This window comes from Vibrio sp. bablab_jr001 (assembly GCF_016464285.1).
In the GTDB taxonomy this organism is placed as follows: Bacteria; Pseudomonadota; Gammaproteobacteria; order Enterobacterales; family Vibrionaceae; genus Vibrio; species Vibrio fluvialis.
This window is the reverse complement of sequence record NZ_JACDWZ010000113.1, coordinates 138909-154720: the sequence shown is the minus strand read 5'-3', so window position 1 is coordinate 154720 and position 15812 is coordinate 138909. Positions and strand designations below refer to the sequence as shown.

At 48.9% G+C, this 15812-nt stretch carries 13 protein-coding genes; 5 read left to right on the top strand and 8 right to left on the bottom strand.

Annotation, left to right across the window (positions count from 1 at the left end; translation table 11 throughout):
- Nucleotides 1-46: 46 nt before the first annotated feature.
- Nucleotides 47-2017, bottom strand: coding sequence for an ATP-dependent zinc metalloprotease FtsH (ftsH, locus tag JIG40_RS22320; protein ID WP_024373690.1), 1971 nt, complete (start codon nucleotides 2015-2017; stop codon nucleotides 47-49).
- 99 nt (nucleotides 2018-2116) lie between these two features.
- Nucleotides 2117-2746, bottom strand: a complete 630-nt coding sequence (rlmE, locus tag JIG40_RS22315) for a 23S rRNA (uridine(2552)-2'-O)-methyltransferase RlmE (RefSeq protein ID WP_020430511.1) — start codon at nucleotides 2744-2746, stop codon at nucleotides 2117-2119.
- Nucleotides 2747-2865: 119 nt separating this feature from the next.
- Between rlmE and yhbY the strand changes: the two genes are divergently transcribed.
- Nucleotides 2866-3162: a ribosome assembly RNA-binding protein YhbY gene (yhbY, locus tag JIG40_RS22310; protein ID WP_004728967.1), complete on the top strand. Its 297-nt coding sequence runs from the start codon at nucleotides 2866-2868 to the stop codon at nucleotides 3160-3162.
- A 75-nt stretch (nucleotides 3163-3237) separates the two neighbouring features.
- On the opposite strand, the gene greA is transcribed toward yhbY, so the two are convergent.
- Nucleotides 3238-3711 (bottom strand): transcription elongation factor GreA, encoded by a 474-nt coding sequence (gene greA / locus JIG40_RS22305; RefSeq protein ID WP_020332039.1) that lies wholly within the window; start codon nucleotides 3709-3711, stop codon nucleotides 3238-3240.
- Nucleotides 3712-4254: 543 nt separating this feature from the next.
- Between greA and JIG40_RS22300 the strand changes: the two genes are divergently transcribed.
- Nucleotides 4255-5259: a porin gene (locus JIG40_RS22300; RefSeq protein ID WP_061056168.1), complete on the top strand. Its 1005-nt coding sequence runs from the start codon at nucleotides 4255-4257 to the stop codon at nucleotides 5257-5259.
- A 99-nt stretch (nucleotides 5260-5358) separates the two neighbouring features.
- Nucleotides 5359-6801 (top strand): serine-type D-Ala-D-Ala carboxypeptidase, encoded by a 1443-nt coding sequence (dacB, locus tag JIG40_RS22295; RefSeq protein ID WP_199466111.1) that lies wholly within the window; start codon nucleotides 5359-5361, stop codon nucleotides 6799-6801.
- Here dacB and JIG40_RS22290 read toward each other — a convergent pair.
- Nucleotides 6767-7612: a magnesium transporter gene (locus JIG40_RS22290; protein ID WP_032082213.1), complete on the bottom strand. Its 846-nt coding sequence runs from the start codon at nucleotides 7610-7612 to the stop codon at nucleotides 6767-6769. The two genes, dacB and JIG40_RS22290, sit on opposite strands and share 35 nt — an antisense overlap.
- Nucleotides 7613-7738: 126 nt before the next feature.
- Between JIG40_RS22290 and JIG40_RS22935 the strand changes: the two genes are divergently transcribed.
- Nucleotides 7739-8407, top strand: coding sequence for a YbaN family protein (locus tag JIG40_RS22935; RefSeq protein WP_244662712.1), 669 nt, complete (start codon nucleotides 7739-7741; stop codon nucleotides 8405-8407).
- Between the two features lie 35 nt (nucleotides 8408-8442).
- On the opposite strand, the gene tyrS is transcribed toward JIG40_RS22935, so the two are convergent.
- Nucleotides 8443-9630: a tyrosine--tRNA ligase gene (gene tyrS / locus JIG40_RS22280; protein WP_158142602.1), complete on the bottom strand. Its 1188-nt coding sequence runs from the start codon at nucleotides 9628-9630 to the stop codon at nucleotides 8443-8445.
- Nucleotides 9631-9760: 130 nt separating this feature from the next.
- Between tyrS and JIG40_RS22275 the strand changes: the two genes are divergently transcribed.
- Nucleotides 9761-11053: a peptidoglycan DD-metalloendopeptidase family protein gene (locus tag JIG40_RS22275; RefSeq protein WP_020332033.1), complete on the top strand. Its 1293-nt coding sequence runs from the start codon at nucleotides 9761-9763 to the stop codon at nucleotides 11051-11053.
- 28 nt (nucleotides 11054-11081) lie between these two features.
- On the opposite strand, the gene JIG40_RS22270 is transcribed toward JIG40_RS22275, so the two are convergent.
- From JIG40_RS22270 to erpA, 3 genes are all read right to left on the bottom strand, one after another.
- Complete coding sequence (locus JIG40_RS22270; protein WP_199466110.1) at nucleotides 11082-14162, bottom strand: efflux RND transporter permease subunit; 3081 nt, start codon at nucleotides 14160-14162, stop codon at nucleotides 11082-11084.
- 9 nt (nucleotides 14163-14171) lie between these two features.
- On the bottom strand, nucleotides 14172-15272 hold the full coding sequence (locus JIG40_RS22265; RefSeq protein ID WP_199466109.1) for an efflux RND transporter periplasmic adaptor subunit: 1101 nt from the start codon (nucleotides 15270-15272) through the stop codon (nucleotides 14172-14174).
- Nucleotides 15273-15368: 96 nt separating this feature from the next.
- Nucleotides 15369-15710: an iron-sulfur cluster insertion protein ErpA gene (gene erpA, locus JIG40_RS22260; protein ID WP_020332030.1), complete on the bottom strand. Its 342-nt coding sequence runs from the start codon at nucleotides 15708-15710 to the stop codon at nucleotides 15369-15371.
- Nucleotides 15711-15812 lie beyond the last annotated feature (102 nt).

Below are 15812 nucleotides of genomic sequence, written 5' to 3'. Positions count from 1 at the left end.
AAACAGAAAACCCCGAACAAGTCGGGGTTTTAATATAAGAGAAGGATTACTCTGCGTCTTTCTTATCAGCTGGTTGTGCTGACTCTTGGTCTGCGGTTTGCTCATCAGACGGAGCAGCAGTAGCAGCCGGCTCTTCGGCTTTCACTTCTGACTCTGCTTTATCCTGAGGTGCCGCATTCGCACGATCTCCCCAACCCGCTGGTTCACGAATATCTTCTTTGCGAGCCATCAGATCATCGATCTGACCCGCATCAATCGTCTCATACTTCATCAGTGCATCTTTCATTGAATGCATGATATCCATATTGTCGATCAGAATTTTGCGTGCACGCTCGTAGTTGCGATCGATGATCTTACGAACTTCATCGTCTATCAGTTTCGCGGTGTCATCTGACATGTGCTTAGTCTGCGTTACACTGCGGCCTAAGAATACTTCGCCTTCTTCTTCCGCATACAACATAGGGCCCAGTTTTTCCGAGAAGCCCCATTGCGTCACCATCTTACGCGCAATATCTGTCGCACGTTCAATGTCGTTAGACGCACCCGTAGACACTTTTTCAACGCCGTAAATCAGTTCTTCCGCCAAACGACCACCATACAGGCTGGAAATCATCGACTCGAGATGCTGTTTAGACATACTCACTCGGTCTTGCTCTGGCAGATACATAGTCACACCAAGAGCGCGACCACGTGGAATGATCGACACTTTATAAACAGGGTCGTGCTCAGGAACCAGGCGACCAACAATAGCGTGACCCGCTTCATGGTAAGCCGTCGATTCTTTAGTCTCTTCAGACATCACCATTGAACGGCGCTCAGCACCCATCATGATTTTGTCTTTGGCCAGTTCAAACTCAACCATCGAAACGTTGCGTTTGTTACCACGAGCGGCAAACAGAGCCGCTTCGTTCACAAGGTTCGCAAGATCAGCCCCCGAGAAACCTGGCGTACCACGAGCAATCAGCGAAGGTTCCACATCGCCAGCCAGCGGTACTTTACGCATGTGTACTTTCAGAATTTGTTCACGACCGCGAACATCGGGCAGTCCAACAACAACCTGACGGTCGAAACGGCCAGGACGCAGCAGCGCAGGGTCAAGTACGTCCGGACGGTTGGTTGCAGCGATAACGATAATACCTTCGTTACCTTCAAAACCATCCATTTCAACCAGCATCTGGTTCAGGGTTTGTTCACGTTCATCGTGACCACCACCGACACCCGCACCACGTTGGCGACCAACAGCATCGATCTCATCAATAAAGATGATACATGGTGCGGCTTTTTTCGCTTGCTCGAACATGTCACGCACACGAGAGGCACCGACACCAACAAACATTTCAACGAAATCAGAACCGGAGATTGTGAAGAATGGGACTTTCGCTTCACCGGCAATCGCTTTAGCCAGCAAGGTTTTACCAGTACCTGGAGGACCCACCATCAGAACACCCGTCGGAATCTTACCGCCCAGTTTCTGGAAGCGGCTCGGATCACGCAGATAATCCACCAGTTCTTTCACGTCTTCTTTGGCTTCGTCACAACCAGCGACGTCACCAAACGTGGTTTTGATCTGCTCTTCACTCATCATGCGAGCTTTGCTCTTACCAAAGGACATTGCGCCTTTGCCGCCGCCGCCCTGCATTTGACGCATGAAGAAAATCCATACACCGATAAGCAGAATCATCGGGAACCAAGAGATAAAGATGGTGCCCAGTAAACTTTGCTCTTCCGGAGGTGTGCCTTGAACTTTGACGTTCTGATTAATCAGGTCATCCAGCAACTTCTGGTCATACACTGGCATGTAAGTGACGTAGCGAGTACTTCCACCACGACGGGTGAAAGAAATTTCACTGTTATTGAATTGAGCTTCCTGAATCTGGCCTTGGCCAACTTCCTGTACAAATGTGGTGTAATCGATGGTTCTGCCGTTACTGTCACCAGGGCCAAAGCTCTGGAATACAGACATCAGTACGACCGCAATCACAAGCCACAGAATTAAATTTTTTGCCATGTCACTCAAGGTGTAAGCCTCGCGATAACTAGTTGTAATTAAAGGTAGGGTACTACAGTTTGTAGGCTGTAGCCATAGTGTTAACTTTTCCCACTATGGGCAAAATAGTTAACCTTTGTAACCGGTGGCGACGATGTAGACTTCGCGGGAACGCGCCCTTGAAGAATCGGGTTTACGGATTTTAACCGCTTTGAACATGTCTCGGACATCCTTGACATACTGGTCAAACCCTTCGCCCTGGAACACTTTGACCACAAAACTACCATTAGGTGCAAGAACTTGTCGACACATATCTAAAGCTAATTCCACCAGATACATAGCTCGTGGTTGGTCCACGGACAGGTTACCCGCCATATTTGGCGCCATATCAGACATTACTACGTCAACCATATCCGGTTGGATCCGTTCCAGCAGCGCATCCAATACCGCTTCCTCACGGAAGTCGCCCTGCAGGAATGAAACACCAGCAATCGAATCCATAGGCAAAATATCGCAAGCAATCACTTGCCCCTCGTCACCAACGATTCCAACTGCATATTGCGACCAGCCCCCTGGCGCGGCGCCTAAGTCGACGACTGTCATGCCTGGCTGCAATAATTTATCTTTACTTTGAATCTCTTCTATTTTGAAGATAGCACGTGAACGATAACCTTTCTTTTTAGCTTCGTTTACGTATTTGTCGTCAAAATGTTCTTTCAACCAGCGGCCGGAGCTCGCCGAATGCTTCTGTTTACTCATTCGATTCCTAACTTAGCAGCCTCTATCTGAGAAAGTATGGTAGAAAATATAGTCTTCCAAGATAGATGGCGTTAAAATGTGTTTTTTCAACCCTAATAGTAAAGAAAATTGGGCGCGTAATGAACCTAAGCAACAAACAAAAGCAGCATCTAAAAGCCCTGGCACACAATTTAAAACCGGTTGTGCTGATGGGTGGCAACGGACTTACTGAAGCTGTTTTAGCGGAAATCGAAATTGCGCTTGACCACCACGAACTGATTAAAGTGAAAGTGGTATCAGAGGATCGCGAAACTAAACATCTGATTGTAGATGCAATTGTTCGTGAGACCGGAGCAGAGAAAGTTCAGGTAATCGGCAAAGTATTGGTTCTTTTCCGTCCGTCTGAACAACGTAAAATCGAACTGCCACGCAAGTAATTTCGGTTACTTAAGATTACAAAAAGGTCGCATGATGCGACCTTTTTGATTATTAGTGTCTGCGTTTCGCGTGTTTTATAGATAGTCGACGCGGTCGATCTCAAACACCTTTTCACCACCGGGTGTCGAGATAGTCACTTCATCGCCTTCCATCTTACCAATCAGCCCACGTGCAATTGGCGAACTTACAGAGATGCGGCCAGATTTGATGTCTGCTTCATCTTCGCCCACGATTTGGTACGTTTTCTCTTCATCAGTATCAACGTCAATCAGAGTCACGGTTGAACCAAAGATGATTTTGCCAGTGTTTTCCAGTTTGGTGACGTCAATAACTTGAGCCACTGACAGCTTGAATTCGATATCGCGAATTTGCGCTTCACAGATGCCCTGCTCTTCACGAGCGGCATGATACTCTGCGTTTTCTTTTAGATCGCCCAATTCGCGCGCTTCCGCAATCGCTTCTGAAATCTTCGGACGAAGCTTAAGTAGTCTATCCAGTTCTTCACGCAGCATCTTTTCGCCGCGAAGTGTCATCGGAACTTTTTCCATTTTATACCTCTATGCCAAAGCTATCTTTGGACAATACAAAACTACCCAACCCCTAAAAAAGGATTAGGTAGTACTCGATGAATCATTTGCAGATTAGTGTAAACAAACATGCCGATGAAATCATCCAAATTCAAGTTTTGCGACCAGAAATTGAGATTAAGCCCAACCTGTAAGATTCTGCGTGATCTGCTGCACAATTCATTTGTTTAGAATTTCCGCTAAAACACGTAAAAAAAGATAAAGAATTCAACTTTCTTTACCATTTAAAACCTTTCACAAAACCAAACAAAAACATTTAAAAACAACAAGTTGATATTTTTTTATTGACAATAAAACACTGTTCATAAGCTGGATTTATATCATTTTACTAACTGATTGAGGAACTTTGAGGGTACAAATTGAGCCACGAACGCTTTGAATGTTCTGTGTGAATACTAATATGTAAGAGGTATTCAACTAGACACATTTAAATATTCGCCGCACGTTAGATAAAACAACGTGGCTGAATTATTACTTATGGACAGTAAACTAGGACTTAATAAGATGAAAAAGACTCTGATTGCTCTTGCGGTCTCAGCTGCAGCAGTGGCTACTGGCGTAAACGCTGGTGAACTATACAACCAAGATGGTACTTCTCTGGCGCTAGGCGGCCGTGCTGAAGCACGTCTGTCTCTGAAAGATGGCAAAGCAGACGACAAAACTCGTGTGCGTATCAACGTTCTGGGCAAAACTCAAATCAACGATAGCCTGTACGGTCTAGGTTTCTACGAAGCTGAACTGACTACTAACGATGGCGGCGATATCGACAGCGATAGCGATAACCTGACTAGTCGTTACGCATACGCTGGAATCGGCGGCAACTTCGGTGAAGTATCTTACGGTAAAACTGAAGGCTCACTGGGTGTAATCACTGACTTTACCGATATCATGGCTTACCACGGTAACTCTGCAGCAGACAAACTGACTGTTGCTGACCGTGCAGACAACATGATTGCATACAAAGGCCAGTTCTCTGACCTAGCTCTACGTGCAACTTACCGTTTTGCAGACCGTAGCGATGACGGTTCAACTTTCTCTGATAACAAACAAGATGGTTACTCTCTGTCTGCTATCTACGCAATCGGCGACACTGGCGTGAAACTAGGTGCTGGCTACGCTGACCAAGACAAAGCTAACGAATACATGCTAGCAGCGTCTTACACCGTTTCTGATTTCTACTTCGCAGGTCTGTTTACTGACGGTGAGAAACAAGATTCAAACCGCAACAAGTACGACTACACTGGTTACGAGCTAGCAGCAGCTTACACTCTGAACCAAACTGTATTCACTACTACTTACAACAACGCTGAAACTGAAAGTGAAACTTCTGCTGACAACCTGGCAGTAGACGCGACTTACTACTTCAAGCCTAACTTCCGTGCTTACGTATCGTACAACTTCAACCTGATTGACAAAGGCGATACTATCGGTACTTCAACTGGTAAAGGCACTGCAACTAAAGTTGACGCTGAAGACGAAATCGCACTGGGTCTGCGTTACGACTTCTAATTTGACATTCATCTGTCAATCGCAAAACGCCTGCTTACTAGCAGGCGTTTTTCTATCTCGCTATACTCTCTGTCACCATTTCCCCAGTGATCAGGCGTTATGTCTTTATTTCAACCCCGACAATTCTGTGTCGTTTCCTTCTCCCTGTACTGTGTTTTCTTTTCCGTAGCGGGTTCGGCGCAGCTAAACACGCAATCTTTACCGAACGGCGCTCGCACTGGGCTGCTTATCCAGTCGCTCAATAACGCAGAGCCGAGTGAACGTCTGCAAACCGGAGAGTATTTTCCGCCAGCCAGCACATTAAAAGTGATCACCGCATTAGCGAGCCAGTTAGAGTTAGGGCTGGATTTTCGCTTTGAAACAACATTAGCCGTTTCCGGAAATAACGCAGCGCTGGTGTTCAGTGGAGATCCCACGCTCAAAACCGACGATGTGAAAACACTGCTCAGAGCACTCAAACAACAGCAAGGATCGACCATCACGGGCGACTTATGGCTTGATAATCGCCGCTTTACCGGATACGAGCGCGCGGTCGGTTGGCCCTGGGACGTCATGGGCGTATGTTACAGTGCTCCGGTCAGCACGATTAATCTTGATGGAAACTGCATTCAGGCATCCATTTATACTCAGGATGATGGCCGAACCCGCGTATTCGTTCCTGAGCATTACCCGGTGCATGTGATTTCCGAAGCTCGCAGCGTGAGCGATACCGAACAACAAAGCCAGCATTGCGATTTAGAGCTCACCACATCACCGGAAAACCATTATCGTCTCGCAGGCTGCCTGCCCAGTCGAACAAAGCCTCTACCGCTGAAATTCGCCGTGCAGAATACAGATTTGTATGCTCAGCGTCTGGTGTATAAATTGCTCAATCAATTGGGCATCACTTTAAAAGGTGAAGTAAGAATTGGCGCTCTGCCCGGAAAAACCGCTCAAGTGATTGCCACTCACCAATCCGAAAGCCTGACTCAGCTATTGGATACCATGCTTAAAGATTCTGACAATCTGATTGCTGACACGCTGACCAAAACGCTAGGACACCATTTTTTCCTTCAACCAGGCAGCTTTACCAACGGTACCGAAGCGATCAAACAGATCATTTTTGCGCGTACAGGCATTTCACTGGCTGACGCACAGCTCACCGACGGATCTGGCTTATCACGCAACAACCGAATTCGTCTCGACAGCATGCGCCAGATCCTCATCTACGTCTGGCAACACGATCAGGAATTAGGGCTTATCGATTTGCTTCCTGTTGCTGGTGAGAGTGGCACACTCAAATATCGCCGCAGCATGCGCAGCGATGAAGTGAAAGGCAAGATCAAAGGTAAGAGTGGTTCGCTGTACGGTACACACAACGTGGTTGGTTTCGGACTGGACAAACAGGGCAAGCCGGAGACACTGTTTATTCAGTATGTCACCGACTATTTCCCGCCAGAGTCCCAAACTGAGCTTCCGGTCGAAGCACCCATTACTCAGTTTGAGTCCGGATTTTATCATCAGGTTCTCAGCCTAAGCCAAGCACATGGTTCACAACAGTAAAGTAGATCCACATCCCTGAGATATCGACGATCGATGCCAATACCGGGCTGACCAGCACCGCAGGATCCAGCTTACAAGCCCGGGCGATGATAGGCAGAATACCGCCCAGTGTGGTTGAGATCGTCACTTGAATAAACAGCGCAATGGCGATCGCCAGCGCAATGCTATTCAAACTGAATCCCCCAGCCGCATTCGGATCGCTGAACAGCAGAATGCGGCCAATCATGACCAGCGAAATGGCCAATGCGATACACAATGCCACCCGGCTCTCTTTCCACAGCACACTCACCCACTGCCGCTTTTTAAGCTCGCCCGTCGCAAGAGCACTGATCACCAATGTAGCTGCCTGACTGCCAGTGTTACCGCCCGCAGCCGCGATCACAGGCATATACACCGCCAGCAATACTAACTGACTCAACGTGTCTTCATAGTGCGAAATGATCAGGCCTGACACAATACCCAGCAAAGCCAGCGAAATGATCCATCCGATACGATGTTTCACATGCTCCATCACACTGGTATTCAGATAGCTGTGCGACGTCTCCACCTCTGAGTGAATGAAACCCAAGCGGTGGGCATAGTGACGAGCACGTTTATCGTGATCTTCTTTATCCAGCAAGTTCAGCAAATGCTGGACATAGCCAACCGAACAGTGGTGCAAAATCGCCACCGCTTCATCAATCGGCATAACCGTCAGCAAATGTACTTGCGTTTGTTCATCGTATTGCAAAAATGCGTTACGCGCAGCGCCGATTTCCTCTTGAGAAAAATAGGCATTGTTTTCAATGTAGTAGTTGTTCATTACCGTCATGGCGAATCTCCCGATTGGCATAGGTAACGACCATCGATAAGCAGGCATCAACAGCGTTTCACACGTCATTACGTGTGACATACCAAGGCTTATCAACTAGAGGAATGGAGAAAAATAGAGAGGAATTTGAGAAAAGGTTCCCTACCGCGCAGGCAGGGCGAACAAGCCAATACCAACAGCGGGTTATTTTTCTCCCTTCATACTAGGGGGATGGTCGGTATTGTTCATGTTAGTCTCCGAAATTACGCGGCATTTAAAGCAGCGGGGGATTGTAGCAAACCAAAACCTAAAAAACAGTCAAATCAGCGTAAATTTTCTCAGCACCTCGACATCTGGTTAAATCGCTTCGATACTGTTTATAACGCGATGAAAATCATAGGATTCACGTTATTGATGAACCGAATAAAACGCAAAGGTTATCAGTGTGTCGGTATCACCTGTGTGATTCTGGGTGCCATCGGCGCCACCGTACCGCTTCTGCCCACCGTGCCCTTTTTGCTGCTGGCTCTGTACTGCTTTGGCGTATCGTCACCGAGATTTCAGCAATGGTTGCTGCAACACCAAAGGCTGGGGCCGTTGGCCAGGCGGTTACACCATAAACAAGGATTTACCCGGGCGGAAAAGTGGCAGTCGCTGACCGTCATTTGGCTGTCGATGGGGAGTGTGTGGTATTTCATGGCACAGAATACCCACTGGCAATATGCGATTGCAGCACTGCTGCTGTTTGAAACTTGGTTTATCCTGCGCTTAAAAACCTATATCGCTCCAAACCACCCCACAAAAAAAGCGCCCTGAGGCGCTTTTCATTTAATCGTTGTGGTAACCGTCAATTACTTTACCGTTACTCGCGCAAACTTACGCTTACCAACTTGATAAACCGATGTGCCTACCTCAGGAACCCGTTTCGCGTCATCCAGTTTTTCACCGTCTTGCTTTACCGCACCTTGCTTGATCATACGCAGAGCGTCCGACGTTGAACCAACTAGGCCTGCGTCTTTCAGCAGGTTAGCAATCGCGATACCCGCTTCAAATTCAAACTCCGGCATTTCATCCGGCATCGCACCTTTCTGGAAACGGTTAATGAACTCTTGCTCTGCCGCATCCGCATCCGCTTCTGAATGGAAGCGAGCAATGATCTCTTTCGCCAGCAGGATTTTGATATCACGAGGGTTTTTACCGTTCGCCACATCTGCTTTAAATTGCTGAAGTTCTTCGAGAGGACGGAAAGACAGCAGCTCATAATAGCTCCACATCAGATCATCCGAGATCGACATGATCTTACCAAACATTTCACTTGGCGCTTCGCTGACACCAATGTAGTTGTTGGCTGACTTCGACATTTTCTTCTCGCCGTCCAAACCAACCAGTAGAGGCATCATCAGCACAACTTGTGGCTTCTGGCCGTTTGATTTTTGCAGCTCACGCCCCATCAGCAAGTTGAATTTCTGGTCAGTACCACCCAGCTCAACATCGGTTTCCATCGCGACAGAATCGTAGCCTTGCAGCAGTGGATACATAAACTCATGAATCGCAATCGGCTGACCGTTCGCATAACGTTTTTTGAAATCATCACGCTCAAGCATACGCGCTACCGTTTGATTCGCCGCCAAACGAATCATACCTTCCGCACCCAGTTCAGACAGCCATTCTGAGTTAAACTGAATCTTGGTTTTAGCAGGGTCCAGAATCTTGAACACCTGTTGCTTGTAGGTTTCCGCGTTGCGCAGTACATCTTCGCGAGTCAGCGGCGGACGCGTGGTATTTTTACCTGTTGGGTCGCCAACCATACCAGTGAAGTCACCGATAAGGAACGTCACATCATGGCCTAAGTCCTGGAAAGTACGTAGCTTGTTCAGGATTACCGTGTGGCCAAGGTGAATGTCCGGAGCCGTTGGATCCGCACCCAATTTGATACGCAGAGGACGGCCTTCTTTCAGCTTGGCAATCAGTTCTTCTTCCGGAATCAGCTCCTCGACACCACGCTTAATCTCAGCTAAAGCAGCTTCAATACTCGCCATTCTTGTTCACTCCCACAGATTTGGCAAAAATTTAATAGTTCGACATCTTACTTGAATAGCGATGAATTTTGAAACCAGTTAGACTAACGAACTAGCGTTTTTGTTAATTAATCATTGAACGAACCCGAGTATGCTTTCTATTTTTGCTCGTCTTCCGTGGATTCACCGGGCGTTAATTGCCCTGTTCAGTGCGTTGATCGTCATCGCCCTGTTTTTTCTGCCGAATCCGGAGGCACTGAGAAACGATTCCAACCGGCTCCAGGTCGGACACCATTATCCGCTTGCTATTAATAGTGAAGCGCTCTCTCCCGGTGCAACCATTTTGCCTTCTGCCGTTTTGCGTTGGGAGAAACACACTGTCCACTCAGGGGAAAGTGCTGCTGTTCTGTTTCAGCGTATCGGCCTATCTTCCCGTCAGCTATATGAGCTGACCTCCAGCAACGACGATATCAACAATCAGTTGTCACGCTTAAGACCCGGTGATGAATTACAGTTTGGCTTTGATGAGAATAACGATCTGATTCAGCTCAAACGCAAAATCAGCGCGTACGAAACCTTCTCTGTAACCCGTTCAGAATCGGGTTACACGTCCGAATTTGATAAAAAAGACATCTTCTACCAATACAATTATGCGGAAGCAGAGATCACGTCTAATTTCTGGAATGCTGCCGTCAGTGCTGGTTTGTCGGCGAACCAAATCATGGAGTTGGCAGGCATTTTTGGCTGGGACGTCGATTTTGCTCTCGATATTCGTAGCGGCGATACATTCAAACTGCTGTATCAGGAGAAAGTCGTTGAAGGTGAAGTGATTGGCCGGGGTAACATCATCGCCGCTATGTTCACCAACCAAGGCACCACGTTTACCGCAATTCTGGATGACAATACGGGCAACTATTACGATGAAAACGGCCGTGCGATGAAAAAAGCATTCCTGCGTTCTCCGCTCGATTTCCGCCGCGTTTCGTCCAACTTTAATCCGCGTCGCTTACACCCTGTAACTGGTCAGGTGAAAGCGCACCGTGGCACTGACTATGTTGCCCCTGTCGGCACGCCGATTTGGGCAGCTGGTGACGGCGTGGTAGAAAAATCCAGCTACAACCAATTTAACGGTAACTACGTTTTCATTCGTCACAGCAACACCTACATCACCAAATATCTGCACCTGACGCGCCGCACTGTTAAAACGGGTCAGCGAGTAAAACAGGGACAGGTGATCGGTACGCTGGGGGGAACTGGTCGAGTCACTGGTCCGCACCTGCATTACGAGTTTCTGGTTAATGGGGTTCATAAAAACCCGCGTACAGTCGAACTGCCGCAATCAAAATCACTCAACGGGAAAGCCAAAGAAACCTTTATTGCTAATGCAAAAATTCGGCTACAAAAACTCTCCCGCTACAGTGAGCTGCTGTACGCAAAAAACTAACACCATCGAAACCGGAGCTTGCTCCGGTTCATTTTTTCTCCCGACCGAGCATCAACATGCACGGAGTCAGGACCAAAGTCAGAAGAGTAGCAAACGCCAAACCTCCGGCCACAGCCGTCGCCAGTTGCGACCACCATTGTGTGCTCGGTGCGCCAAATTCAATCTTCTGATTAATAATATCGATGTTCATCTCCAGCACCATCGGCAGCAAGCCCAGAATCGTAGTGATCGTCGTCAGCATCACCGGACGCAGGCGCTGCACGCCAGTACGCAATATGGCTTCCTGTTTACTTAAGCCACGTTTGCGCAGCTGGTTGTAGGTATCAATCAGTACGATGTTGTTGTTGACCACGATCCCGGCCAACGCAATCACACCAATACCCGACATAATCACGCCAAACGGCTTGTGGAAAATAAGAAGCCCGGCAAACACCCCCACGGTGGAAAACAACACCGCACTTAGAATCAAAAAGGCTTGATAGAAACTGTTGAATTGGGTGATCAGAATCAGCGCCATCACCACCAGAGCCACCACGAAAGCGGACTGTAAAAACGCCGCTGAATGCTCCTGCTCTTCATTTTGGCCGCGCAGACGAAAATCAACACTGGATGGCAGCGGTAATTCTGACAGTGCTTGTTCTATTTTTGGGAGCTCCAACGCCAAGTTATAACCTTCGTTCAGATCAGCCATGACATTGATGACCCGGCGACCATCGACCCGCTTGATGGTGTCCTGCTTGTGATCCGGCTTGATGGACGCGAAGTTGGTGATCGGTACCAAACCAGCCTGCGTTTTCACCCTTAGCTGGTCAAAGCGGCCGATATCACGCTGCTGTGCCGGATAACGAACCAGAATATCCACCTCTTCATTGGCATCATCCGGCAGATAGTCGCCAATTTTGAGGCCATTAGTCACAAACTGAACCGTATTCCCCACCAGCGTGGCATCCGCCCCAAAACGTGAAGCATCGTCACGACGAATATCGATTCGCCAGTCAATACCAGGCTTGTTACTGCTGTCGCTGATGTTGGTGAACGCCGGATTAGCATCTGCCCAAGCTCTGACCTGTTTAGCGGCGGCATTGAGTTCATCAGGACTGCGCGCTGAAAGTTCAATAACCAAGTCGTGTTCACTCGGCGGACCAGCATCAGGAAACTTGTACTCGATCTCCACGCCAGCAAATTGATCCGTGACCTGTTTGAGTTCTTCAATGATGGTCTTCACTTTACGCCGATACTGCCAATCAACTGGCGTTATCTGAATCTGACCGATACCATCATCCACCCCCGTGCGGGTGTAAACACTTTCAAATTCGTCATGGCCCAGCATCACCTGCTCAATTTCACGCATGATGGTATCTTTTTCCTGAATCGATAAATCACCGTAAGAGCGTACTTTGACGGTAAAAAACGGCGGATCCACTTCAGGAAAAAATTCGGCGCCAAGGCCCGCTTTGGCGTAGGTGACGCCCACTCCTACCGCCATCAGGATGGCGGCAAGCAGAATCTTAACCGGATGACGGATCGCTACGGCAAGCGTCAGGTAGTAGAGCTTGGTAATCCCCGTTGCCTGTTCAAACTCGCCGTTTTGTAGCGCGATCATGCGTGCCTGATTTTGCGCAGACACATGTTGCGGCTTACCGATCAGGCTGCCCAATACCGGAACAAACAACATCGCCATCACCAGCGATGCTGCCAACGTTGCAATTAACGTCAGTGGTAAAAATTTCATAAACTCGCCGGTAATGTCCGGCCAGAACAACAAAGGGGCAAACGCGGCCAGCGTGGTAGCCGTAGACGCAGTGATGGGCCAAGCCATGCGTTTGGCTGCATCACGATATGCTTCGCTGCGTGGCATGCCTTCCTGCATGCGCCGATCCGCAAACTCCGTCACCACGATGGCTCCATCCACCAGCATGCCGACGGCCATGATGAGTGAAAACAACACGATGATATTGACGGTCAAACCAAACACCGACAACACCAAAAGCCCTGTCAGGAAAGACCCGGGAATCGAAACCCCAACCAGAAATGCGGTGCGGACACCCAGGATAGCGATAATGACGATAACCACCAGAATGATGGCGGATAGAATGTTGTTCTGCAGATCATTAAGCATCAACTGAACGTCTTTGGACTCATCCCAGGTATATTTCACCAACAGGTTGCTCGGCCAGTCTTCACGCTTTTGCGCTTCGCGAAGTACCGTTTTTACCAGTTCAACCGTTTCGATGATGTTCTCTCCGGCGCGTTTTTTCACGTCCAGCACCAGCGCCGATTTCCCGTCAAGACGGGCGAAACTTTCCGGGTCGCGAAATGAGCGGCGTACCGTCGCGATATCGCCAAAAGTAATGACTCTTTTGCCCTCAACTTTGACGGGCAACTCCAACACATCTTTCAAGGAATCAAAGACGGAAGGCACTTTCACCGAAAAACGGCCGTAACCGGTATCAACAAATCCGGCGGCGACAACACGGTTGTTGAGCGCGATCAGATTATAAATATCGCCCTGATCGAGACCATAACTTTCCATCAGCAGAGGATCGACCACGATCTCTACGATATCCTCTCGATCGCCGGCAATATCGACTTCCAAAACCTGACGATAGCTTTCGAGTTTATCCCGCAAAGCTCGGGCAATTTGTACAATGCCCCGCTCTGGTACTGTGCCATACAGAACGACCGACAACACGGGTTGCTCAGAGGCCAGAGTCACTTCGTTTACCACAGGTTCGTCACTATCGGCGGGCAGTTTGGGTTTGGCGAGGTCAACCGCGTCACGTACGTCAGCCATCGCTTTGTTGAGGTCTACCCCAACGTTAAACTCCAACACGATGGATGCATAACCTTCCGCCGCATTGGCCGTCATCTCCTTGATGCCTTCTATCGAGCGTAATTCCTGCTCGAGAGGGCGCACGATCAAACGTTCCGCATCATCCGGCGAGATGCCCTGATGGGTGACAGAGACATAAATGATTGGAATAGTGATATCCGGACTCGATTCCTTGGGAATCGTAAAGTAAGTCAACACGCCAGCCGCGAGAATAAACACCAGCAGCGTCAGCATAGTTCGCGCCCGGGACAACGCGGCGTCAATCAAAGTAAACATGGCGTTCTCCTATGGATTGACAGGTTGCGAAACCGCAATTACGCGATCACCATCGCGCACAAATCCTTGCCCACGGGTAACGATATCAACGCGGTCACCCAAGCCCGTCAGCCACACGCCGTCTTGCTCGGCTTTGACCAATTGAATCGGCACGAAATGCACGATATTGTCCACCAGCGTTTTAACCCCGAGATTGCCTTCCGCATCCAGCGCCAGCATCGCAGGAGTCACTTTAACCGCAGGTTGAACGGCCAGATTCAGTTCCACTTCAGCACTCACACCTGCCGGCATGGCATCTCGTGGATTGGGGACTTCCACTTCAATCGCAAAAGTATTGGTGGCAAGGTCCGAAACCCGCGCCAGATAGCGAATTGTGCCTTCACTCTGCGCGCCATCAATAAAACGTACAACGGCCTTTTGTCCGACCGACAGGCTCTGAATGTGGCGCTCACTGACGTTGGCTTCGATCACCAAAGGATTGAGTTCAATTAACGTGGCAATGGGGTCACCGATGCCAACATAATCCCCCTGCTCGATAGGCAACAATTCAATCACGCCGCTAAAGGGGGCACGAACCTGAGTGTGACGCAGTGCAAGCTCAACCCGGCTGACTGCGGCTTTCGCTTCCGCCAGCGCCGCAACAGCATTGGTGTAAGCCACTTCACCTTGTAGACCTCGGTTTTTGAGCGACTTTGCAGCCTGATATTCTTGGTCACGAACCCGTAATTGCGCTTTGGCCTGCTCGAGTTGAGCGGCCAGATCGCCTTTTTCAATCCGGGCAATCACCTGATCACGTGTAACAGATTGACCTTTGTTGACCGCCAGTTCCAAAATTCGGCCGCTAAATTCCGCCGCCAAACGAGCTTGGCGATTCGGCGCTGTGCGTCCATAGAGGTCGATTTTCTTTTCAGTAGGCTGTGCGTGAAAGGTTTGATACTGCACTCGCGCGAGAGGGATAGCTTCCGTTTTTGGCTCGCTACGCTCTTCGGCATTGGTGGCACCGAGGCTAAGCCAAACGGAAAGAATAATGATTAGAAATGCAGAAAAAAGCCAAGGTCGTTGTGTTAACCAACGGCCGATTGGCAGGCGCCCTGACGTAGGGTGAGACATAAATAATCCCTTATAATTATATCCCTACGCAACGGCCTCAATACGTAGGCGAGTCAGCCGATAAGCACGACTGACTCTGGCATCTGTGGTCTGATATCAGACACTGAATGATGCACCGCAACCACAAGTAGTTGTCGCGTTCGGGTTGTTTACAAAGAAGCGTGAACCTTCCAGGCCCTCAGTGTAATCAACCACACCGCCGATCAGATATTGCAGACTCATCGGGTCAACCACTAGGGTCACGCCGCTGTTTACGATCGTGGTGTCTCCGTCATTGACATTTTCGTCAAAGGTAAAGCCGTACTGGAAACCACTACAACCGCCGCCGGTAATATACACGCGCAGTTTCAGTGCAGGATTTTCTTCTTCAGCGATCAGTGCTCTTACGCGTGTTGCCGCTGCATCCGAAAAGGATAATGGTACATTTACTTCGCTCACGACGACCTCTCTCACTCGTGTATGTGCCCGCGCTTAAGTCATTTCAGGCTCAGCGTCAGGTCTGTCTAATTATGCTGTTGCCACGATTATCCAATACCTGAC